This window comes from Candidatus Pelagibacter sp. HIMB1517, assembly GCF_052047895.1.
Classification (GTDB): domain Bacteria; phylum Pseudomonadota; class Alphaproteobacteria; order Pelagibacterales; family Pelagibacteraceae; genus HIMB114.
In genome coordinates, this window is sequence record NZ_JBNAIW010000006.1 from 23,336 (window position 1) to 47,060 (window position 23,725).

The window sequence follows — 23,725 nt, forward strand, 5'->3', positions numbered from 1 at the left end:
TCGGTCATTGATTATTTATGTTCATTTAAAATTTTATTAGTTTTACCAGTTAGTACATCAGTTCTTGTTGCATTAGCATTTGCATATGTCCAATAAATTTTTAATTTCTCTTTTTTTTTATTCATGAAACGATGTGGAATTTTAGCTGGTATCCAGCTAACTTCTCCTTTTTTTAAAATATATTTTTTTTTATTAATTTCAGCTATAGCCGTGCCTTCAAGGATCATCACAGCTTCCTCACAGTTATGATAATGTAAGTTAATAGATTTATTTTGAGGAATTATTGTTATTCCACTAATCATTTTTTTTGATCCCTGTTTTTTGTTAATAAAAATTTTAGTTTTTACGCTACCAAACCTTTTAATGGGTTTGATTTTTTGTTCTTTAAAAATTTTTTCTTTAATTTGTTTCATTTTTTTCAATATATATATAAAAAGTTGAAAATGAGTAATCTTAAATTTTTAGTACTAGAGGGTGATGGAATTGGTCCTGAAATTGCAAAAGCATCAGTTGATGTATTACAAGCAGCACTAAAACTATATGATTTAAAAGTTGATCTCGTATACGAAGAAATAGGTTTTGCTTCTTTGAAAAAACACAAAACAACTTTTAGAAGTGAAGTTTTAAAAATAGCAGAAAAATGCGACGGTATGATTTTAGGTACCTGTTCTCACAATGATTATCCTCCGACTGAAGAAGGTGGTTTAAACCCTTCAGGGGTAATCAGAAAATATTTTGATTTATATGCCAATGTAAGACCTGCAAAAAATAGACTGGGAAAATTAGAAAGATTTCCAATGGGTATCGATTGCTTAGTGATGAGAGAAAATACAGAGGGATTTTATTCAGACCGTAATATGTTTAAAGGGGTAGGAGAGTTGATGCCAACTCCTGATGTAGCGATTTCCATCAGAAATATTACTAGAAAAGGCTCAACTAGAATTGCGGAAATTGGATTTAAGTACGCAATGGAAAGAAGGAAAAAACTAGTAGCAATCCATAAGGCAAATGTACTTCGCTACAGTGATGGTTTATTTTTAGAGTGCGCTAGGCAGGTCTCTAAAAAATATCCAGAGGTGGAGTATAAAGAGCAAATTGTAGACTCGATGTCTGCAATGTTAATTAGAGACCCCTCTGTCTTTGATGTTATTTTAGCTACAAATTTATTTGGAGATAATCTTTCTGATGCTGCTTCTGAAATAGCTGGAGGCCTTGGTTTAGCAGAGTCAATAAATGCAGGTGAAAATTATTGTATTGCCCAAGCTCAGCACGGATCAGCTCCTGATATTGCAGGTAAAAATATTGCAAATCCAGTATCATTAATTGGATCTACTGCAATGATGTTAGACTGGTTGGGTAAGAAAAATAATAATCAACAATTAAAAAAAATTGCGCAAATGATCGAAGATGCAATTGATAAAACTATAATCAATCCAAAGACAAGAACATCAGATATTGGTGGAAATTTATCAACTACTGATTTTACAGATGTATTAATTTCTAATTTAAAAAAATAATTTTTAACTTTAATCTTTTGGCTTGAACTTTAGCGCTTTACCGTTGTTACAAAACCTTTTCCCAGTTGGCTCTGGACCATCATCAAATATATGCCCATGATGACTACCACATTTTGCACAATGATACTCTGTTCTAGGATAGCCTACGTGATGATCAGTTTTGGTTTCAAATACCTCTGGTTTACTTTCAAAGAAAGATGGCCATCCACTCCCGCTTTCATATTTTTTCTCAGAATCAAACAATAAAGTATCACATCCGGCACAATGATAAGTCCCTGTTCTTTTTTCAGAGTTTAATTCACTACTACCTGGAGGTTCAGTTCCCTCTTCACGCATAATCAGAAACTGTTCTTGATCTAAAATTTTTCTCCATTCTTCAATATTTTTATTTTTAAAATCTGACATTGATTTCAAAATAGATGAATGATTTCATATTGTAAAATAATTTTTCTCTTTCAAATAAAATAAATTATATTAAATACTCACCCATGATCAAATATGATGTCGTCGTCGTTGGAGCAGGTAATGCTGCACTATCATCTGCGTTAGCAGCAAAAGACAATGGTGCAAAAAACATTCTAGTATTAGAAAAAGCTTCACAAAAAGAACGTGGTGGAAATAGTAGATATACGAATGGAGCATATAGATTTGCTTATAATGGATTTTCAGATTTAAAAAAAATTATTCCAAGTTTAAAAAATTCAAACAGTATAGATTATGGGAAATATACGGTGAGTGACTTTTTAAAAGATATGAAAAAAGTAACTGACGGTAAAACTGATAAAGTATTGTCAAAAACATTAACCTCAAAAAGTTTTGAAACAATTCATTGGTTAAGCAAAAAAGGTTTGAAGTTTAAACCAATAGAAGGTCGACAGTCTTTTAAAGTAAATGGAGTAATGAAATATTGGGGCGGCTTAACATTAGAAGTTGATGGTCAAGGTGAAAAATTAGTAGATTCATTATTAAAAATTACAAAAAAAAATGGGATTAAAATTCAATATGATTCAGCAGCTACTGATTTAATTTATGAAGATAATCAAATTAAAGGTGTAGAAGTATTATATAAAAACAAACCTCAAAAAATTTATGCCCAGTCAGTTGTATTAGCTTGTGGTGGTTTCGAGTCTAGTTCAGAGATGAGAACACGATATTTAGGACCAGGCTGGGAAATGGCCAAAGTTAGAGGAACAAAGCATAATACTGGAGATGGTTTAACTATGGCTTTAAAAGTCGGAGCGTCTCCTTACGGAAATTGGTCAGGCTGCCATGCAGTATTTCACGATATGAATGGACCTGAGTTTAGTGATTTAAAAATAAGTAATAAATATAGAAAAATTAGTTACCCCTGGGGGATTGTTTTAAATGCAAATGGAGAAAGGTTCGTTGATGAGGGAGAAGATTTTAGAAATTATACTTATGCTAAATTTGGAAGAGAGGTCATAAAGCAACCAAATCAGATTGGCTGGCAGATCTTTGATCAAAAAGTCAGACACATGCTGTATCCAGAATATGATGTAAAATCTGCAACTATGGTTAAAGCTAAAACAATTGAAGAATTAGTAAAAAAACTTTCAGGAGTTAATAGCGCTAAAGCTTTACAGACAATCAAAGAATATAATGAATCTGTTAGAGACGATATTAAGTATGATCCAACAATTAAAGATAGAAGATGTACAGAAGGATTAAAAGTAAATAAAACAAATTGGGCTAATAAAATAGATCAAGCTCCTTTTTATGCATACGGTGTTACATGTGGTATTACATTCACATTCGGTGGCTTAAGAGTAAATAATAAGTGCCAAGTATTAAATAAAGTGATGAAACCTATTAAAGGTCTTTATGCTGCAGGCGAAATGATCGGTGGAATATTTTATTTTAATTATCCAGGTGGAAGTGGTTTAACCTCAGGAGCTGTATTCGGTAAGATTGCAGGCCAATCTGCGGCAAGAGTTTAAAAAGGACTCTTAATTTTATACTGATTAACTAGTTTTTCTAATTCAATTACAGTTTCTTTAGATAAATTAATGCCTGATTTTTTTAATCGCATTTCGTTAAGATACTCTGGCTCACCAGGATGTAAAATTTTTTTAAAACCTTTAGCTTTTTTTAGTTGTTTGACTTTTTTAATTCCATATTCAATTTTTTTAATAAAATTTTTATGAGATTGAAAAAGATTTGTTCGCATACAAATCATTAGATGCCCTACGTTTGCTGGACCAGAAAAGTCATTAATTGCATTTTTAACTTTTCCACTATGATTAGCGCCAGTAAATATACCCGCAACAATATCCATCATCCAAGATAAACCCGCACCTTTCATACCACCAAATGGTAACATAATACCTTCAAATGCTTTTTGCCCATCATTAGTTGGTTTGCCAAATTTATCTAAAGCATAACCATATGGAATTTTAATATTATTTTGAGCTGCAAATTTTAATTTTCCTCTTGCAACTGATGATGAAGCCATATCTAAAATAAATGGTTTATTTTTATTTTTTGTAGGACAACCAAATGCAAATGGACTTGTTCCAAAAAAAGGTGCCATAGCACCGTGAGGTGGAAGCGCTTTAGACGCATTAGTAAAAACCCAAGATATACAATTATTTTTAGCAGCTAATTCTAAATAATTAGCAGCCATTCCAAAATGATTACTATTGCTTATTCCTACTAAACCAATTCCATTTTTTTTAGCTAGCTGAATACATTTTTTCATTCCTTCATTTGCAGAAATAAATCCTAGCCCGTTATCACCATTTAAATGAAATGCACTTTGTGAAATTTTTTTAAATTTTAATTTTGGTTTTAGGTTGGCGGCATTTTTATTTAATCTTTGAACGTACACTGGAAGTCTCACAATACCGTGAGACCACACCCCTCGCTCATCTGCTCTAACCAACATTTCAGATACAACTTTAGAGTGTGTTAAACTTAATCCAATTCTACTCAAAATTTTACTGGATATACTTTTTAGCAGGGAACTTTTAATTAAAATATTGCGTTGCATATATGATGCTTAATTTATCATGTTGAAATTGATTTTGTATTCTAGTTAATGTTCACCATTATTAAAAATAATACTTAACATAAACTTAATAGGGGAAACAATAATGTTAAATAAAATAATTGCTACATTAGTTGCTTCTGTCATGATGATTTCTTCTGCTTTCGCAGTAGATTATTCTGGCAAAACAGTAACAATGTGGATTCCATTTAAAGCTGGTGGAGGATCTGATACTTGGGCAAGAGCTTTAGCTCCAATCTTAAGTAAAAGTTTACCTGGTAATCCGTCAGTTGTAGTCAAAAACGTAACCGAAGGAAAAGCAATCGGAGCTTCTAATAAATACTTTGCAGAACACGGCAAAGACAAAGACGGTGTAGTAGTATTTGGAACTTCTGGTTCAGTTCAATTGCCTTTCTTATTTAAAGATAAGAGAGTTAGATACAGATATAAAGATATGTATCCTGTTTTTGCAAGTGGTACTGGTGGAGTTGTATATGTAAGAGCCGACTCTGGAGTTAAAGATATCATAAAGGATTTTAATAAAATCAAATCATCAAAACTTGTATACGGTTCTCAAGGAAAAACTTCTCTAGACGCTGTTCCAATTTTAGCTTTTGACATGCTTGGCATGGATACAAAAGTTGTTTACGGAATGAAAGGTAGAAAAGGTGGAAGAGCTGCTATTCTTAGAGGCGAAACAACAATTGATTATCAAACGACTGCTTCATATTTAAAGCACGTTAAACCACTTGTTGGAAAAGGTGAAATGGTACCTTTAATGACTTGGGGTGCTTTAGATGGAAACAAAGTTGTGAGAGATCCTAACTTCCCTGATTTACCTTCTTTTCCAGAAGTATATGAAAAAGTAACTGGAAAAAAATTTAAAGGTACAGAAGCAAAAGCTTGGACTGCTTTATTTACAGCAGGTTTTGCAACACAAAAATATATTATGTTGCCAAAATCAGCTAGCGGAGCAGCTAAAAAAGCTTGGACTAAAGCAGCAGCAAATATTGTTAATGACCCTTCAGCAATGAAAATTATTAACAAGAAACTTGGAAAATATGACCAAGTTACAGGAAAAGCATTGAAGCCAGCTCTTAAAAAAGCAACTTCAATTGACTCTGCTTCGAACAAGTTTTTACAAGCTTGGAAAGCTACTAAATAATTTTTAAATATTAGAGGGGCAATTATTTGCCCCTCTAAATTCTATGAGTCAAAATTCTGATATTGTTTTAAAAGATCATAAAATCTTTTTTGTAGGTGGTACTGATTTTAAAATAAATAATAAAGTTTTCAAAAGAGGGCAAATGTATGTTGAGTCCTTTAAACCAAAACACACAAATGGAAAAAAAATCATCTTAATTCATGGTGGTGGACAGTCAGGTGCAGGATTTATTTCAACTGCTGATGGTCGAAGAGGTTGGTTACATGATTTTTTAGACAAGGGCTATGAAGTTTACATAGTTGACCAACCAGGTAGAGCAAGATCAGGTTATTCAGAAAATTTATATGGTAAGTATTTAGAAAGAGAAACAAATTTAGATGATGCTGAAAGACGTTTTACAGCAATGTCTACCAAGGGAAATTGGCCACAAGCAAAAACACATACACAGTGGCCTAGTAATGGCCTTAGAGGAGACCAGGTTTTTGAACAGTACATGGCCTCACAAGTAAATACGATGGCTGATAGAATTGACATTGAAGAAATGTCGAAAATTGCACTGTCAGACTTAATTGATCAGATAGGCGATACAGCAGTTTTGGGTCACAGCCAAGGAGGACCATTTTGCTGGCTTGCGGCTGATGTTAGGCCCAAACAAGTAAAAGCTTGTGTTGCGGTAGAACCCAACGGTCCACCTTTTTTTAACGTCTCTTATGGAGGCATCCAACATTCCCATTTAGATAAACAAACTTTTAAAAAGAATGATTTTGATAAAGACTGGTATCAAACCAGTTCTGAACCAGATAGACCAAATGGTATAACCTATTCTGCATTAACATATGATCCACCACTCAAACAAGGTGAAAAATTAATACCAGAGATTGATACTCAAACAACGCCAGATAATTTAGTACAATGTTTTTTGCAAAAAGAACCTGCAAGAAAACTAGTAAATTTATCTAAAACCAAAATTTTAATTTTAACAGCAGAGTCTTCATATCATGCACCATATGACCATGGGACCAGTAATTTTTTAAAACAAGCAGGTGTTAACCATGATTTTATAAGATTAGAAGATCATAAAATAAAAGGAAATGGTCATATGATGATGCATGAAAAAAATAGTAATGAGGTATCTAATTTTATTATGAATTGGCTCGATAAAAATTATGGATAAAAAATTTGATAGAATTATTTTTAAAATAAGGTTTATATCTATATTAACTAATTTGTAATTAAATGATTGAATCTCTCTTAAGCGCACTTGTTACAGTTTTATCAGGTCAATCATTTTTCTTTTTGATATTAGGTGTCGTAATTGGATTAATTGTTGGTGTCATACCAGGCTTTGGTGGAACAGTTGGTTTATCTTTATTGCTGCCATTTGTTTTTGGAATGGAACCCATTTCTGGAATTGCAATGATGATGGGTTTGCTTTCAGTTGTAGCTACCTCTGATACATTTCCCGCTGTATTAATTGGTGTACCAGGTTCAGTATCTGCGCAAGCTACTGTAATGGATGGTTTTCCACTTGCAAAAAAAGGACAAGCAGCTCGTGCTTTATCCGCAGCTTTTTTTGCTTCATTATTTGGCGGATTGTTTGGGGCAACACTACTAACAATGATTATTCAAATCGCTAAACCTATCATATTAGCATTTGGAACTGGTGAGATGCTGATGCTTGCTATATTTGGAATTTCAATTGTAGGAACCCTTACAGGATCAAGTATTGCAAAAGGATTAGTGGCTGCATGTCTTGGTTTAATTATAGGAGCAATTGGCATTGCTCCTGCTACTTCAGAATATAGATTGGATATGAGTACATTCTTAGATGTTCATAATCCTGTTGTTTCATATTTAAGTGGAGGAATACACTTGATGGTAATTGCAATATCAATTTTTGCTGTTCCTGAAATAGTTGAATTATTAAGAACAAATAAACCAGTCAGTGAAAAAGCAAGTTTAGAAAAAACTGGATGGGCACAAGGTTTTAAAGATTTTTTAGCAAATAAATTTTTGGTTTTAAGATGTTCTTTTATCGGAAGTTTAATTGGGATGATACCGGGCATTGGTGGTTCATGCATTGATTGGATAAGTTATAGTCATGCTAAAACAACCGTAAAAGATGCTGATAATTTTGGAAAAGGAGATATCAGAGGTGTAATAGGACCAGAATCTAGCTCTAATTCAAAAGAAGGTGGAGCTCTAATACCTACATTGTTGTTTGGAATCCCAGGCTCTGGTGGAACAGCAGTATTAATGGGTGGGTTAATTTTGCTTGGTGTTGATCCTGGAATACAGTTAATTGAAACAAAATTAGACCTTGTTTACACAATAATTTGGTCTTTAGCTGTTGCGAATATTTTTGGTGCAATTATTTGTGCAACACTGGCTAAGCCAATATCAAATCTAACAACAATTAATTTCACTTTATTAGCTCCATTTTTAATTTCTTTAATTTTGTTTGCTATTTTTAATTCTACAAGATCATGGGGTGACTTAATTTTTGCTCTTATGGTTGGAGTTATTGCGGTATTCATGAAGAGATTTGATTATTCAAGAGTAGCGTTAATGATTGGTTTTGTTTTGAGTGATGGAATTGAAACAAATTTATATCAAACTATGCAGTTTTATACTTTTGGTGAATTAATAACTCGTCCAATATTTATAGTTTTGATAATTATTGCACTATTGTCAATTTACTCAGGAGTTGTTGTGATAAAAAAATCCAGACAAATAAAAGGTGATGAAGTTACTGCGTTTAATTTTTCGAAAACTCCGCAGTGGATTTTTGTTATCCTCATGATGCTAATTTCAATTGGAACATTTTTAGCAACTAAAAACCTAGAATATTTAGGTATGGTTTATCCAGTTTCTGTCTCAGTTATAATGTTTATTTTATCATTTGTCATTGCAGTTCAAATGTTCTTTTCAAATAAATATTCTTCAGTTTTATATGATAACGAGCAAACTCTTTTAAAACAAAAAGATCTTAGACCTTTTTGGCTACCTATATTTTGGTTTATCTCACCCTTAGTGTTATCAATATTTATTGGCTTTTATATTTCTATAGGATTGTATGTAATAATATTTTTAATTAAGATAGCAAAAGTTAGTGTAAGAAAATCTATTATTGGAGGTGTTGGTGTATGGATTGTACTAGCGTTAATTTCACATTTTATGGTGATGGATTTTCCTCCAGGATTAATTCAAAGTTTTGTAGAATTACCTTGGCCAATTAACTAAATTATGACTGATCAAATTAAAATTCCGTGTTTGTTTATGAGAGGTGGAACCTCACGGGGTCCATATCTTTTAAAATCAGATTTACCAGAAGATTTAAATCAAAGAGATAAAATTTTATTAGCTATCATGGGATCACCTGATGTTAGACAAATTGATGGAATAGGTGGAGCTGATCCAGTTAAAAGTAAAGTTGCCATATTATCAAAATCAGATGAAGAAGGTGTAGATGTGAATTATCATTTTGCGCAGGTTAAAATAGATGAACCAATTGTAGATACAAAGCCATCTTGCGGAAATATGTTAATTGGAGTTGGACCAGCTTCTATTGAAAGAGGCTTAGTTAAAGCAAGCGATGGCGAAACAAAAGTAACAATTCGCGATGTAAATACTGGAATGAAAATAGAAGAAATTGTTCAGACTCCAGGTGGAGAGGTTTCTTATGATGGTGATTTTAAAATTGATGGAGTTCCAAACTCTGGAACACCTGTTGAAATTAGATTTTTAGATTCAATTGGATCTAAAACAAAAAAACTTTTCCCCACTGGAAACAAAATAGATAAAATTAATGGGAAAGAATGTTCGCTCGTTGATGCTGCTATGCCAGTAGTTTTTTTTAGAGCAACAGATTTTGGCGTCACTGGAAACGAAAGTCACTTGGAATTAAATCAAAATCAAAACTTAATTGATGAAATGGGTAAAATAAGAATAGAACTTGGAAAACGAATTGGATTTGGAGATGTAAGCAAATCTGTGATTCCAAAAGTAGCTTTAGTATCAAAACCAGATAAAGGTTCTATTAAATCAAGATATTTTATGCCATGGAGCTGTCATAACGGATATGCTATCACAGGATCAATTTGTTTAATGGCTGCCTCAAAATCAAGAGGCACTATTTGTTCTGAGTTTTATTCAGATTATTCTGATAAAGGTTCATTTGAAATTGAACATCCAACAGGTATTTCAAAACTAAATTTAGAAATTGATTATAAAGGTGATGAAATTGTAAATTTAGTTGCTGGAACAACTAGGCACGCTAGACTAATCATGTCTGGAGACGTACATGTTCAAAAAAGTAAGTTAAAATAACAATAAAGTTAAATCATAGGTTGTTGATAGATGTTTATGCCACAGGGTAATTACAGCTCTAATTGTTGATTTTGTTGTCTTATTTCAATATTTAGCTATTCATGAAAAGTTTAGATAGTTTTAAGTCTTTATCAGACTTACAAGTTGGTTCCAAAAAATTCAAATATTATAATCTTAAAAAAGCAGCACAAAATGGTTTAGATGGTACTGAAAAATTACCAAAATCATTAAAAGTAGTTTTAGAAAACCTTTTAAGATTTGAAGATGATCTATCGGTTAATAAAGATCAAATTTTATCTTTAAAAGAATGGCTAAAAAATAAGAAGTCGCCACAAGAAATAGCATACAGGCCCGCTAGAGTTTTATTACAAGACTTTACTGGTATTCCTGCTGTAGCAGATTTGGCTGCAATGAGAGAAATCGTAAAAGAAAAAAACAAAGACCCTAATAAGATTAATCCATTATCACCAGTTGATCTAGTAATTGATCACTCAGTTCAAGTTGATATCAATGGATCTAAAGATGCGCTTCAAAAAAATGTTGAAAAAGAATTTGAAAGAAATGGTGAGAGATATTCTTTTTTAAAATGGGGACAGCAAGCTTTTAATAACCTAAGAATCGTTCCTCCAGGAACTGGAATTTGTCACCAAGTTAATCTTGAATTTTTATCAAAGGTAGTTTGGACAGCAGATGTTAATGGAGAAACATATGCTTATCCAGATACTTTAGTTGGAACAGACAGTCATACAACAATGGTTAATGGACTATCTGTTTTAGGTTGGGGCGTAGGTGGTATTGAAGCTGAAGCAGGAATGTTAGGTCAACCTATATCAATGTTACTTCCTGAAGTTATTGGATTTGAAGTCAAGGGAAAATTACCTGAAGGTACTACTGCAACTGACTTAGTTTTAACAGTTGTTAAAATTTTAAGAGACAAAGGAGTTGTAGGAAAATTTGTTGAATTTTACGGAGAAGGTTTAAAGAATCTTACACTAGCAGATAGAGCTACGATTGGAAATATGGCTCCCGAGTATGGAGCAACTTGTGGCTTCTTCCCAATTGATGATGAGACAATAAAATATTTAGAATTATCTGGTAGAGATAATGAAACAATTGAACTTGTAAAACTTTATGCAAAAGAACAAGGTTTGTGGGCTGATGATAATGCAGTTTATACTGATACGGTATCTCTTGATATGTCAACTGTGGTTCCAACAATATCTGGACCTAAAAGACCACAAGATAAAGTATTGCTAACAGAAGCTGCGGCTACGTTTAAAAATGTTTTAAAAGATATTTCAAAAAGAGATAACCCTAAGTCTGTTAAAGTTGAAAACAATGATTTTGAACTTGAAGATGGAAAAATCGTAATTGCGGCAATTACGTCTTGTACCAACACATCAAATCCAAGTGTTTTAGTTGGCGCTGGAATAGTTGCAAAAAAAGCAGCAGAGTTAGGATTAAAATCTAAGCCTTGGGTCAGAACTTCATTAGCACCAGGGTCTCAAGTTGTAACAGACTACTTAAATAAAGCAGGCCTTACTCCTTATTTGGATGAATTAGGATTTAATACTGTTGGTTATGGTTGCACGACTTGTATTGGTAATTCTGGTCCATTACCGGATGATATTAATAACGCAATTTTAGATAACGATTTATTAGCTGTTTCAGTTTTATCTGGAAATAGAAACTTTGAAGGTCGTATTAGTCCAGTGGTCAAAGCTAACTTTTTAGCATCACCACCACTCGTTGTTGCTTATGCAATTGCAGGATCAATGAATGTTGATTTATACAAAGATCCAATTGGACAAGACAAAGATGGAAAAGATGTATTCCTAAAAGATATTTGGCCTACAAATAAAGAAATTGAAGATACTCTAATGTCTTGCTTAGATGCTAACATGTTCAAATCCAGATATTCAAAAGTTTCTGAAGGCCCTAAAGAATGGCAATCAATTACCTCAGAAGAATCTAGTATTTATTCGTGGGACCCAGGTTCAACTTATGTAAAAAAACCACCATTTTTTGATGGTATGCCAGATGAACCAGAAGGTTTTAAAGAAATTAAAGACGCAAGACCATTATTAATTTTAGGAGATATGATTACAACTGATCATATATCACCTGCTGGATCTATTCCAAAAGATAGTCCAACAGGTAATTATTTTATGGAACATCAAATTCTTCAAAAAGATTTTAACTCTTATGGAGCAAGAAGAGGAAATCATGAAGTGATGATGAGAGGAACTTTTGGAAATATAAGAATTAAAAATGAAATGGCACCAGGTACTGAAGGAGGATTTACTAAAATTTATCCTGAAGGAAAAGATGCAACAGTTTTTGATGCAGTCATGGAATATAAAAAAAGAGGAACACCTCTAGTTGTTGTTGGAGGAAAACTTTATGGAACAGGGTCTTCAAGAGACTGGGCTGCAAAAGGGACTCAATTAGTAGGCGTTAAAGTTGTTATCGCTGAAAGTTTCGAAAGAATTCATAGATCAAATTTAGTTGGAATGGGAGTTTTGCCATTACAATTTAAAGAAGGTATGGATAGAAAAAGTTTAAAATTAGTTGGATCAGAATTGATTACAATTATTGATGTGGAGAAAGGTTTAAAACCTCTTCAAGATGTTAAAGTTGAAATCAAATACGCTGATGGAACTGCAAAAACTATAGATACGACTTGTAGAATTGATACGGATAATGAAGTTTTATATTACATTAATGGTGGAATTCTTCAGTATGTTTTAAGAAACATGCTACAATAGCATGCATGATACCAGATAATTTTAAAAAAATAACAATTCAAAATCAAGGCTATGATGTTGCTGATATTAGCAATATAAATGATATCGATAAAATTCCATTTTCTTACAGAATTTTAATTGAAAATATTATCAGACAAAGTTTGCTTGGAAGAAACGAGAACGCACATCAACAAGTAAAATCTATTTTGGATAATAAGATTGGTTCTGCAATTAATTTTGCACCAAACAGAATTTTAAGTCATGATATTTTAGGAAAAGTTATGCTAGTTGATTTTTTAGCATACAGAGAAGCTTTACAAAAAAAAGGTATCAGTTCTGATTCAATTCAACCTGATGTTCCAGTTGATGTTGTTATTGATCACTCTTTGCAAGTTGATTTTTTTGGTAATGATGAAGCTAAAATTAAAAATTTACAAAAAGAGTATGAAAGAAATTCTGAAAGATTTTCATTTCTAAGATGGTGCTCAAAGTTTTTAGATAAGGTAAACGTCATACCTCCAGGAGTTGGAATATGTCATCAAGTCAATATTGAATATTTATCAAAAGTTATTTGGAGAGAGAAAAAGCAAGGTCATAATTTAATGCATCCAGATACTTGCATTGGAACGGATAGCCATACTCCTATGGTTAATGCAATTGGTGTAATGGGCTGGGGAGTTGGAGGTGTTGAGGCAGAAATATCAATGCTTGGTAGAACTATTCCAATGACGGTGCCCGAGGTTGTCGGAGTTAATTTAAAAAATAACTTAAAAGAAGGTATCACTTCAACGGACTTAGTTTTATATATCACTAAATTGTTAAGAGAGAACAAAGTTGTTGGAAGTTTCATAGAGTTTTTCGGAGATGGTGTTGAAAATTTAACAGTTGGCGACAGAGCAACTATTTCCAATATGGCACCAGAATATGGTGCAACGAATGTTTTGTTTCCAGTAGATAATTCAACTTTAGATTATTTAAAAATGACTGGCAGAACAGATGAGGAGATTAAAATTGTTGAAGAATATTCTAAAAATCAAAAACTTTGGAGAAATCCTGGAGATGCTCCAATGTATAATAGAGTTTTAGAGTTAGATCTTGATTCAATAACCCCATGTGTTTCTGGCCCAAAAAATCCTGAAGATAAGATTAATCTAGATCAATTCTCAAGTTCGGCAAATAAACATTCGCAAATGCTTTACAAAAAAGATTTGCGCAATGAAGAATTTGAAGTTCCTAAGCTTGGTTTTAAAATTAAAGACGCAGACATAATGATTGCAGCGATAACAAGTTGTACAAATACTGCAAATCCTAAAAATGTGATTGCAGCAGGACTGATTGCTAAAAAATTAGTAGAGCTTGGAATTAAGAGAAATGAAAAAGTTAAAACATCATTTGCGCCAGGGAGCAAAGTTACTGCCGAAATTTTATCTCAAACAGGTTTACAAAAATATTTAGATGAGCTTGGTTTTAATATGGTGGGTATTGGTTGCACGACTTGTAACGGGAGTTCAGGACCATTAGACGATAATATTACAAATACTATTGAGAAAGAAAAAGTTTTTTCAATTGCTGTTTTATCAGGAAATAGAAATTTTCAAGGTAGAATTCATCCAAACATTAGAGCATCCTACTTGGCGTCACCAGGCTTGATAGTTCTATTTTCTATTTTAGGGACAATAAAAAAAGATTTAACAAAAGATAGCCTGGGAAAAGATAAAGATGGTAAAGATGTTTATTTTAAAGATGTGTGGCCATCAAATGAAGACGTAAACAAAATTATTAATCAATTTTACAAATCAGAGACTTTTAGTGAAAAATATAAAGAGGTAAATGATGGGGGGGATCTTTGGGAAGGTCTTCAAGTTTCAAATTCTAGTAACTATGATTGGCCAGAAAGCACTTATATAAAAAAACCTCCTTATATGAGTAATGCTGAAAATAATGTCATTAAAGATATTGATTTAGCAAGACCTATTGTTCTTTTAGGAGACTCTGTAACAACAGATCACATATCTCCATCTAGTGTAATTACAAAAGGAACTGCTGCTTGGGATTATTTAACTGAATTAGGATTAGATCCAAAAGACTTCAATAATTATTTAACAAGAAGAGCAAACCATGAAATCGTTGCACGATCTACTTTTGCAAGTTTAAGATTGCGAAATCTTATGACTCCTGATCAGGAAGGAAGTATTACGGTTAAGTATCCTGAGAATAAAACTATGAGACTTTATGAAGCCGCGATGGGTTATCAAAAAGAAAACAAAGAAATTATTGTTTTAGCTGGAGAAAATTATGGATGTGGATCATCCAGAGATGTTGCAGCTAAAGGTCCATTATTAATTGGTGTTAGAGCTATAGTTGCTAAAAGCTTTGAGAGAATACACAGATCAAATTTAGTAGGTATGGGATTATTGCCTTTAGAGTTCGAAAAAGGACAGGGTATAGAGGAATTAAAGATAATGAGTACTGATCAATTTAGCATCATTGGTTTAGATAAAATTAGTAATGATAATAAAAAAGTTACGATGAAAATTCACAAAGATAGTGGCGATGTGATAGATGTGAAATTAAATGTTAGGCTAGATGTTCCTGAAGAAGTTACATTTTGGAAAAATGGAGGTATTTTGCCTACAGCTTATAAGGAAGCCTAATGAGTCAAAATTGGATTAAAGCAACATATTATAGGGGTGGAACTAGCAAAGGAGTTTTCTTTCAAAAAAAAGATTTACCAACACAAGATGAAAAAGAATTAAATAAAATTTTCTTAAAAGTTATTGGAAGCCCCGATCCAAATGGAAGACAATTAAATGGCATGGGTGGCGGAGTTTCTTCAGTATCAAAATGTGTAATTATCAGTCCATCTGAAAGAGATGACGCAGATGTTGATTATAATTTTATTCAAATTGCAGTAGATCAACCAATTGCAGAGTGGAATAATAATTGTGGAAATTTATCAGGTGCCGTTGGTCCTTATGCTGTTCAAGAAGGTATTATAAAACCAAAAGAGGGTGAAAATAAAATAAGAATCTATCAAGTTAATACCGATAAAATTATTCATTCAACTTTTAATGTTAAAAATGGAAAACCTGAAATTGAAGGTGATTATACTATCGCTGGTGTTTATGGTGAAAGCTCAAAAGTAAGACTTGATTATTTAGAACCAGGTGGCTCTGGTACTGGTAAATTATTACCAACGGGAAATGTTGTAGATGAAATTGAAATTGATGGCTTTGGAAAAATAAAAGTTAGCGTTGTCGATGCTGCTACACCACTTATTTATATTCAAGCAGAAGATTTAGGCCTTAAAGGAACTGAAAGTCCTGATGAGCTAGACGGTAATGCGGAAAAAATGGAAATCATTCAAAAGATAAGAAGAAAATGTGCTTTTATGACTGGTCTATCAAAGTCAGAACATGAAGCTCCAATGAATACGCCGAGAATTGGTATTGTTACATCACCCAAAGATTATATCAGTTTAGATAAATCAAATATTAAAGGTGATGATCAAGATATTACCGCAAGAATGTTTTCAATGGGAAAAACTCATAAAGCTATTATGGGTACCGCTGGAGTTAATATTGGAGTTGCAGCAGCAATTGAAGGCACAATTCCAAATCTAATAAAAAGAAAAGGTTCAAACCCTTTAGAGCTTAGAGCTGGAAATCCATCGGGAGTTATGACCGCTGGTGCCATTATCGAACAAGTTGATGGGAAGCCTCATGCAAAATCGGCAATTATGTATAGAACTTTTAGACCTCTTATGAGAGGTGAAGTTTTAGTCTAAGCTGAAATTTTTATTTCACCCGTAACTTGAGTTCTGTGCATTACTCTTCTAGCATTAGGATCAAAAGCATCTCTTTTATGAAGAACGAAAAGATTTTTCCACATTAGCAATTCATTTGCCTTCCACCTTTGTGTCCAGGTATATTTTTTTTGAGTTGCATGTGCCCAAATATCATCAAGCAATTTTTCACTTTCACTTAGTTCCAATCCAATAACGTAAGCGTGAGGTCTTCTCCCAATAAAAAGAGCTTTTTTTCCAGTATTAGGGTCTTTAAAGACTATTGGATGTTTTGCGCCCGGTGTTTTTGATGGATCAGAAACTTCTTCATACCCTTTCCTTAATTGTCCAGCACTGTTGTGTGCGGAGTCATGAATTAAAATTTTTCCTTCAATTCTATTTTTTAAATCTTCTGGCATATCTTCGTAAGCCGCGATCATGTTTGCAAAATGAGTATCTCCTTGATCCTTTGGAACTTCTAAAGAATATAAAATACCAGCTTTAGGTGGCACATCTTGATAAGACATATCAGAATGCCAGGTTGCTTCACCATCTCCTAAAATTCCAGTAGGTTTACCTTCTTTTTTTACATTAGAAATTACATTGATTTCTGGATGTTCTGGAGAAAAATTTATACCAAATGGATTTGGTGCTGGGTGATCCAAATTACCAAAATTTTTACTAAATTTAATTAAATCAGGATCAGTTAGATTTTGATTTTTAAAAACCAAAACTAAATTTTCATCCCATGCTTTGTTAATCTGGTCGACTTCATTTGAACTTAAATCTTTGCTTAAGTCCATACCTTTGACTTCAGCACCAAGAGCTAGACCACTTTTGATAATTTCCATACAATAATATTAATTATTTTTTAAATTATAGTCAAATTTTAGAGGTTCTGAAAACCAAAATAAATCAATCTAATTGCTCCAAAAAACAAAATTATACTTAAGATCTTTTTAAAATAACTTTGACCCTTTGAAATAAGAACCAATTTTCCAAGGTAAGTTCCAAGAAAACCTACTAAAATCATCACAGTGACTAACGGCAAATATTGTTGAAAAGAAAACCCAATAAAAAAATACGCAAAAGATTTAAATAAATGCTGAAAAGTCATCATTGAACCATGTGTTGCAACATGTTTTATAGGATTAAAATTCATATTTTTTATTAAAGTTGCAACAAGCGGTCCAGAGGCTCCAAACATTACTGACATGGTTGATGAGGCAATTCCTCCAAAAAAAATATATTTTTTTCCAAGCTTTGGAAACTTTCCAAACAATGAGTATAAAATAAACAATCCCACTCCAATTTGCCCAATTGCAGGAGATAAGACTTCCACAACATTTGCTCCAAGGAATGAACCGATTAGCGTCCCACCCATAAAGGGTAATATTATTTTTATATCTAAATCTTTGAGTGAAACAAATATTCTTGCAAAATTTGAACCAAGTTGAATTATTCCATGCACAGGAACTAAAGCTACCGGAGGTACAATGAAGGATAAACTTACTAGCATTAAAAGCCCCCCACCTAAGCTCAGTGCAGTTGAAATAAATGAGCATAATAAATTAATTAATATTAACGCTAAAGCTCCAGCCAAGGATACAGAGTCAGGTAAATATAAATTTATTAATTCCACTAAATTAATTTCAAATAAATAGTAGTAGAAACAATTAATACCACGCTAATACAAAATCCAACTAAGAAAGGTTTAAAACCAAATCCTTTTAAATCATTAATGGAAATACTAGACCCAAGTCCAAATAATGCAAATAATATCAAATATTTAGAAACCGTTGAAACAAAACTAACTATTTTTTCCCAATTAGATAACATTGAGACTTCAATTGTTGCATCAACTATACTTCTAAAAACCGCTAAAAGTATAAAAAAAATAATAAAGGGTGGAAGAAGATTAAAAAATTTTATTTTATTTTTTTGTTCTTGGGATGAACAATAAAACGCTAGCAAAGGTATCAAAATAATTAAAAAAGAATTTCTAAGTAATTTAGTTGATATTGTTGAATTAAAAGATTGAGCGTCACCATAAATATTTTGAAAAATAGTACCTGCAGCTGTTACTTGTGATGTATCATGAATTGTTGCACCAAGCAGTATGCCTGCTTTGATTTGTTCTTGTTCAAATATCAGATTTGCAAAAAAAGGAGAAAAAAATACAGACAAAGTACCAATCAGAGTAATGACAGCAACTGCACATGTAATATCGTTTTTTTTATTATTCATGACCGAGCTTGCCGCCATAATAGCTGTAATACCGCATACTGCAGAGCCGATTCCTATTAAGTTTATCATTCCTTTATTTGAGTCAAAAAATGAGTTTAAAACTTTAATTAAAATAAAAATTAAAACAAAATTTAAAACAATAATAAAAAAAGAAATACTTGCGTAATTATAAAACTCAAAAAAACTGATTTTAATTCCAATTAGAGCAACTCCAATTTTTAAAAAATTTTTGGTTAGAATGTTATTAATATTTTCAAAGTTACTTATTTGAAAATGATTAATCAAAAGCCCTGCAAGGATACATACAATTGCAGATGATATTACAATTGAATAATTAGATAATAGTAAAGATATATACTCGGCGATCGCTACGACAAAAGTAGCAATTAAAAAATTTTTTTTCATGAAATATTTAAGTTTGAAAGCTCAACAAATTCTTTAATCGTAAAGTCCTTATTTAAAATACAATCAATTAGATCATCAGTTTTAGAATTATTAAATACTTTAAATAATCTTTTAGATTTTGCAGTGATGTCATCTTTATCCATTGGATTATCTGGTGTACCTCTGACTGAACTTGCATGATAAAAAAGCTTTTTACCATCATTAAGTATTATTGTTAATTTTGATTGTCTTTCAGGTCTAGCTTTGGCCAGTTCATCACTTGATACCGATTTAATTTTTTTTCTTAATGTTACTACATCTGGATCATTAAAAAGCTTTTCATCATGAGCCTCTTCATATCCCATAGTCTTTTTAATTAAATGCACAGCAATTAAATGTTGTGCGCTTATTGAAGGAATTTCTCTGTCATTCACAATATGAAAACGATCCGATGGTATTTCAATTGTAAGCTCTTTGATATCTTTATGATCAAAATCATTATTTTTTAAAAGATATTCAACTGCATCCATCATGGATTGAATAGGAGATCCTACCGACCATTTTTTTAAAGATGAATGATCAATTTCAAATTTTTTTCCAAGTTCACTTATTATTAAATCAGGCTTAGGATTATGAGCAAAACCTTCATGAAAGCCTCTTTCTCCTAGAAGTGGATCAGTTACAGATGTAAAGTTTTCTTTTGCAAGAAGCGCTGAATAAATTGCATTTCTTGTTGTCATTCCAGAAAATACAAATGCCTTTTCAATGTGATCAGGATCTCTGTTCCAACAAGCTAAACCTGAAGCTTGTTGTATCGTATAAGATAATAAATAATTACATTGTTGGTGGTTTAATTTTAATAATGCGCCAGCTGATGCAGCACACCCAAAAATTGGACCTAAACTATGTGTTGCAAAGATTGTTGTTTTTGGAGTTTTATAACCTAAGCTTGTGGTAATTCTTACGCCAATATCATATCCAAGTGCGATTGCTTTTAAAATTTCTTTAGAACTTAAATTTTCTCTTTCAGCGATTGCTAATGTCGCCGGAACAATTGCACATCCTGGATGAAACCTACCATTTGTATGTGAGTCATCAGTTTCGTTTGCGTGCGCTGCCATTCCATTTGCAAAGCCTGCATGAATTGCAGATACTTTAATATCGTTACCTAATAATGTTGCTTCTTTAGGACCGCCTTGATTTTTAGAAAATTCAAAACCTTTTTTACCTGGAGGCAAAAGTCTTCCTGTTAGGATAGCAACCATGGTATCTAACAGATGAAACCTTGTATTTAATTCAGTTTCTTTTGGTAACTCGTGTGATAATGCTTCAGATATATATTTTGTTAGCGTTTGTTGAATATCCATTAAAAAATCCCTTTAATATTATTTTTATCAAAATTAATTTTATTTTCATCACATGTTACATTAAGTTTTTTAACATCATCAGAAGAAAGACTTTTCAAATTATTTATTAAATCTAAAAATCTTTTTTGTTCTTTTTCATTTACCATGTTTTCAAACAAAGGTTCCATTTTTTTAATATATTCTGGTCTTCCAAATGGGGTTTTGCCACTTGGATGAGCATTTGCAAATTCTAAACTATCAATAATTTTTTCACCATTGTTTAAAATAATTTCAACTTTTGCACCTTGAGCTTTTTTTAAAGGATCTGGTTCATCATAATACTTTTTATTCCATTCAGGACTTTCAAAAGTTTCAATTTTATTCCAAAGTTCTACAGTTTCTTTTCTATTTTTTCTTTCTTCGCTGTAACTTTTTTCATGGTGCCATTCTCCATCCTCTAATGCTACGGCAAATATATACATAGCTGAATGGTCTAATGTTTCGCGTGTTGCTTTAGGGCTATATTTTTCTTTATCATTACTTCCACTGCCCATTACAATATGGGTATATTGTTTGCTATGAATATTAATTTTACTAATCTCTTTAGTATTTTTAATTTTTTTTCTCATATTAAATGCAATATCGATTAAAGAGTTGCCATGATACCCAGCAGAATGTTCTTTAGTAAATGTTCCTAAAATTCCTTTTCTAGGTTCATCTCCAACAGGTAACTCAATATCTAAATCATCATTATTTTTTTTTAATAATATTGGAATGATTCCGTAATCACCTTCCCACACTGGACTAGGAGAGGTATCACCACGAATTGCTCTATCAATTGCATCGATTGCATTTTTTCCAACTAGACCTGGCGCATAAGCTTTCCAGCTTGAAAGCTCACCTTTTCTTCCTTGTCTTGTAAAAATTGATGTATGTGCACTCCATTGAATTGCCTGATAAATAGTATCAGCATCTAATTTTAAAAGTTTACCTAATGCACTAGTGATTGCTGGACCCAAGTGACCAACATGATCTATTCGATTTGGATTTAGCGCAATTGACATTGATAATCTTAATTGTGTTTCGTAACTTGTTGCTATTGCTTTTACCAAATCTTCACCATTACAATTTTTTTGTTGAGCTACAGCTAAAATTGTTGGAATACAATCTCCTGGATGACAAGTTTCTTTAGCCATAATATTATCATGAAAATCTAATTCTCTAACTGCAACAGCATTAGCCCAAGCAGCCCACTGACAATCATATTTTTTATTACCCTCAAGACCAAAGAGTGTGGCGCCATTTTTATTCTCAAATTGCATAGCTTGTGCTCTTGAAATTTTAACCGCTTCTCTGTTTAAAGCTGCTACTGCAACACCAGCATTATCTATTATTCTATTGCCAACCATTTCAGTTATTTCATCTGTTAAATTCCATTCTTCAGATGACATTACGGCAATGCGGTAAGCTAATTGGTTTTCTTTTTTTAATTTCTCGCCTGATTGTTGGATATTAATATTAAATTTTATCATTTATTTTGATTATAGTTTCATAATGTGAAACGAAGTTTTACATATTGATATCTTATAGACTTATGTTAACTTTCTGTAAATTTAATTGATCAATTAAACTTAACATTAAAGGGGGATATATGTTCAATTTTAAATTCAAAAAGCTTTTTAGCTTATTTGCATTATTCGCTCTTATCTTAACTTCTTTTGGTGACGCATCTTTAGCTGGATCTCATAAAAAGAAAAAAAGCAGTTATGCAACAGATAAGTGTGATCCTGTTCAAGTTGTGATTCACGCATCATACGGTGGTGGTACAGATACTACTGCAAGAATGATGTCAATCAGAACAAGAAGATATCTAAAAGCAGATATGCAGATCGTAGGAAAAAGAGGTGGATCTGGTGCGAAAGCTCAGAACTACACTTTAACTAGACCAAAAGATGGTTGTACGATCATGGCATTAACCGAGTCTCACCTATACACAATGGCGAGAGGCAAATCTAACATGAAGATCGATGATCTTGTTGGTGTTGCTAGAGCAATGGAAGAACCAACTTTCGTTGTAGTTAATGCAAAAAATAAAAAATTAAGCACAGCAAAAAAATTCATCAAAGAAGCAAATAAAAAACCTGTAAGTGTAGGTATTGCATCTATTGGTGGTACTGAGCACATTGGAATGTACAATTATTCTAAAGCTGCTGGTATTCCGTTTAAAGCTGTATCATTCGGTTCTGGTGCACAAAGTTTACAAGCTTTAGCATCTGGAAAAATTGATGCTGCACTTTTAAACCCTTCAGAAGCTGCTGCTTTAATTGAAGATAAAAAAGTTAAAGCGATTGTTTTATTGCATGATAAAAAATTAGCTGACTATCCAAAAGTACCTACGTCATATTCTATGGGTCACGAAGTTAAAGTTGTGACTACTAGAGGTTACGCAGTGCTTAAAGGAACTCCTGAGCCAGTAATTCAGGAAATTTCTAAAGCTATGGTTAAAGCAATGAAACATGATACTTTCGCAAATTATCTTAAAGGTGCTTCACTAGATCCTGCAACTAGTCCAGCTGGTACAGAGGTTTGGGACAAGCAACTTAAAGAAAACTTTAAGAAAGCTCAGACTGCTTTAAAAGGACTTGGATTAATTAAGTAGTTCATTCATGTCTAACGAAAAAAAATCTATCGACTTTGCGCCTAGGACACTAGGCGCAGGGTTAGTTCATAAAAAAGATTTGATATTAGCTTTATTGCTAATAGCTTTTGGATCTTTCATGTATTATGAAGCCGGAAAGTTTCCAGAAGCACCATTAGTTTTAGGAGATACACTTAATGCTGAAGTATTTCCTAGAATGTTAGTTGTGCTGTTACTTTTTTTAGTAGCTATCGTTCCTTTTGAATTTAAAATCACTCCAGAAAAGATTGATAAAATTGACAAAGATAGAGGTGATGAAACACCATTAATTACGTGGATTACAATTGGAGTTTTGTTAACTATTGTAGCTCTTGCAGAATTTTTAGGTTCTTTTTTAACTATGTTTGTTATTTGTCTGACAATTCCATTGTTATGGGGTGAGAAGAGATATGTGGCCGTTGCACTTTATGCAATTATTTTTCCAGTATGTGTTTATTTGTTATTTAATAAAGTACTTGGATTATATTTTAACCCTGGATTATTGGAGATGTTTAAATAGTT

Annotated in this window: 19 protein-coding genes; 11 read left to right on the forward strand and 8 right to left on the reverse strand. The window is 32.4% G+C overall.

The window, feature by feature from the left end:
- Window positions 1-11: 11 nt before the first annotated feature.
- Window positions 12-413 carry a cupin domain-containing protein gene (locus ACTTAT_RS03820; RefSeq protein ID WP_440679755.1) on the reverse strand — a complete coding sequence of 134 codons (402 nt, stop codon included), beginning with the start codon at window positions 411-413 and terminating at the stop codon, window positions 12-14.
- A 30-nt stretch (window positions 414-443) separates the two neighbouring features.
- Between ACTTAT_RS03820 and ACTTAT_RS03825 the strand changes: the two genes are divergently transcribed.
- Window positions 444-1,517 (forward strand): isocitrate/isopropylmalate dehydrogenase family protein, encoded by a 1,074-nt coding sequence (locus ACTTAT_RS03825; protein ID WP_440679756.1) that lies wholly within the window; start codon window positions 444-446, stop codon window positions 1,515-1,517.
- 9 nt (window positions 1,518-1,526) lie between these two features.
- Here the strand turns inward: ACTTAT_RS03825 and msrB are convergent, their stop codons facing one another.
- Window positions 1,527-1,922: a peptide-methionine (R)-S-oxide reductase MsrB gene (gene msrB, locus ACTTAT_RS03830; RefSeq protein ID WP_440679757.1), complete on the reverse strand. Its 396-nt coding sequence runs from the start codon at window positions 1,920-1,922 to the stop codon at window positions 1,527-1,529.
- Window positions 1,923-2,005: 83 nt separating this feature from the next.
- Here msrB and tcuA point away from each other — a divergent pair, with 83 nt between their 5' ends.
- Window positions 2,006-3,475, forward strand: a complete 1,470-nt coding sequence (gene tcuA / locus ACTTAT_RS03835; RefSeq protein WP_440679758.1) for an FAD-dependent tricarballylate dehydrogenase TcuA — start codon at window positions 2,006-2,008, stop codon at window positions 3,473-3,475.
- Here tcuA and ACTTAT_RS03840 read toward each other — a convergent pair.
- Window positions 3,472-4,527, reverse strand: a complete 1,056-nt coding sequence (locus ACTTAT_RS03840) for an Ldh family oxidoreductase (RefSeq protein WP_440679759.1) — start codon at window positions 4,525-4,527, stop codon at window positions 3,472-3,474. The genes tcuA and ACTTAT_RS03840 overlap by 4 nt on opposite strands.
- A 103-nt stretch (window positions 4,528-4,630) precedes the next feature.
- On the opposite strand from ACTTAT_RS03840, the gene ACTTAT_RS03845 reads away from it, so the two are divergent.
- The 7 genes from ACTTAT_RS03845 (at window position 4,631) to ACTTAT_RS03875 (ending at window position 16,552) form a co-directional block, all read left to right on the forward strand.
- On the forward strand, window positions 4,631-5,689 hold the full coding sequence (locus ACTTAT_RS03845) for a transporter (RefSeq protein WP_440679760.1): 1,059 nt from the start codon (window positions 4,631-4,633) through the stop codon (window positions 5,687-5,689).
- 43 nt (window positions 5,690-5,732) lie between these two features.
- Window positions 5,733-6,863: an alpha/beta hydrolase gene (locus ACTTAT_RS03850; RefSeq protein ID WP_440679761.1), complete on the forward strand. Its 1,131-nt coding sequence runs from the start codon at window positions 5,733-5,735 to the stop codon at window positions 6,861-6,863.
- Between the two features lie 62 nt (window positions 6,864-6,925).
- The gene (locus tag ACTTAT_RS03855) at window positions 6,926-8,932 is read left to right on the forward strand and encodes a tripartite tricarboxylate transporter permease (protein WP_440679762.1); all 2,007 of its coding nucleotides are present in this window, start codon (window positions 6,926-6,928) and stop codon (window positions 8,930-8,932) included.
- Between the two features lie 3 nt (window positions 8,933-8,935).
- The gene (locus tag ACTTAT_RS03860) at window positions 8,936-10,018 is read left to right on the forward strand and encodes a 2-methylaconitate cis-trans isomerase PrpF family protein (RefSeq protein WP_440679763.1); all 1,083 of its coding nucleotides are present in this window, start codon (window positions 8,936-8,938) and stop codon (window positions 10,016-10,018) included.
- A 101-nt stretch (window positions 10,019-10,119) separates the two neighbouring features.
- Complete coding sequence (gene acnA, locus ACTTAT_RS03865; protein ID WP_440679764.1) at window positions 10,120-12,786, forward strand: aconitate hydratase AcnA; 2,667 nt, start codon at window positions 10,120-10,122, stop codon at window positions 12,784-12,786.
- Between the two features lie 5 nt (window positions 12,787-12,791).
- Window positions 12,792-15,419 carry an aconitate hydratase AcnA gene (gene acnA / locus ACTTAT_RS03870; RefSeq protein ID WP_440679765.1) on the forward strand — a complete coding sequence of 876 codons (2,628 nt, stop codon included), beginning with the start codon at window positions 12,792-12,794 and terminating at the stop codon, window positions 15,417-15,419.
- Window positions 15,419-16,552 (forward strand): 2-methylaconitate cis-trans isomerase PrpF family protein, encoded by a 1,134-nt coding sequence (locus tag ACTTAT_RS03875; RefSeq protein WP_440679766.1) that lies wholly within the window; start codon window positions 15,419-15,421, stop codon window positions 16,550-16,552. Before acnA (ACTTAT_RS03870) ends, ACTTAT_RS03875 begins: the two co-directional genes overlap by 1 nt.
- On the opposite strand, the gene ACTTAT_RS03880 is transcribed toward ACTTAT_RS03875, so the two are convergent.
- From ACTTAT_RS03880 to ACTTAT_RS03900, 5 genes are read right to left on the reverse strand one after another with little or no spacing between them, the layout of a single operon-like run.
- On the reverse strand, window positions 16,549-17,400 hold the full coding sequence (locus tag ACTTAT_RS03880; RefSeq protein WP_440679767.1) for a TauD/TfdA dioxygenase family protein: 852 nt from the start codon (window positions 17,398-17,400) through the stop codon (window positions 16,549-16,551). The two genes, ACTTAT_RS03875 and ACTTAT_RS03880, sit on opposite strands and share 4 nt — an antisense overlap.
- A gap of 38 nt (window positions 17,401-17,438) precedes the next feature.
- Window positions 17,439-18,191 (reverse strand): sulfite exporter TauE/SafE family protein, encoded by a 753-nt coding sequence (locus ACTTAT_RS03885; RefSeq protein WP_440679768.1) that lies wholly within the window; start codon window positions 18,189-18,191, stop codon window positions 17,439-17,441.
- Entirely contained in the window at window positions 18,191-19,201 is a 1,011-nt protein-coding gene (locus ACTTAT_RS03890) for a YeiH family protein (protein WP_440679769.1), read from the reverse strand. Before ACTTAT_RS03890 ends, ACTTAT_RS03885 begins: the two co-directional genes overlap by 1 nt.
- The gene (locus tag ACTTAT_RS03895) at window positions 19,198-20,547 is read right to left on the reverse strand and encodes an MmgE/PrpD family protein (protein WP_440679770.1); all 1,350 of its coding nucleotides are present in this window, start codon (window positions 20,545-20,547) and stop codon (window positions 19,198-19,200) included. Before ACTTAT_RS03895 ends, ACTTAT_RS03890 begins: the two co-directional genes overlap by 4 nt.
- Window positions 20,547-22,058 carry an MmgE/PrpD family protein gene (locus ACTTAT_RS03900; protein WP_440679771.1) on the reverse strand — a complete coding sequence of 504 codons (1,512 nt, stop codon included), beginning with the start codon at window positions 22,056-22,058 and terminating at the stop codon, window positions 20,547-20,549. The genes ACTTAT_RS03895 and ACTTAT_RS03900 overlap by 1 nt, the downstream gene beginning before the upstream one ends.
- A 119-nt stretch (window positions 22,059-22,177) precedes the next feature.
- Between ACTTAT_RS03900 and ACTTAT_RS03905 the strand changes: the two genes are divergently transcribed.
- Together ACTTAT_RS03905 and ACTTAT_RS03910 are read left to right on the forward strand one after the other, a co-directional pair.
- Window positions 22,178-23,185, forward strand: coding sequence for a Bug family tripartite tricarboxylate transporter substrate binding protein (locus tag ACTTAT_RS03905; protein WP_440679772.1), 1,008 nt, complete (start codon window positions 22,178-22,180; stop codon window positions 23,183-23,185).
- Window positions 23,186-23,192: 7 nt separating this feature from the next.
- Window positions 23,193-23,723, forward strand: a complete 531-nt coding sequence (locus ACTTAT_RS03910; RefSeq protein WP_440679773.1) for a tripartite tricarboxylate transporter TctB family protein — start codon at window positions 23,193-23,195, stop codon at window positions 23,721-23,723.
- Window positions 23,724-23,725: the final 2 nt, after the last annotated feature.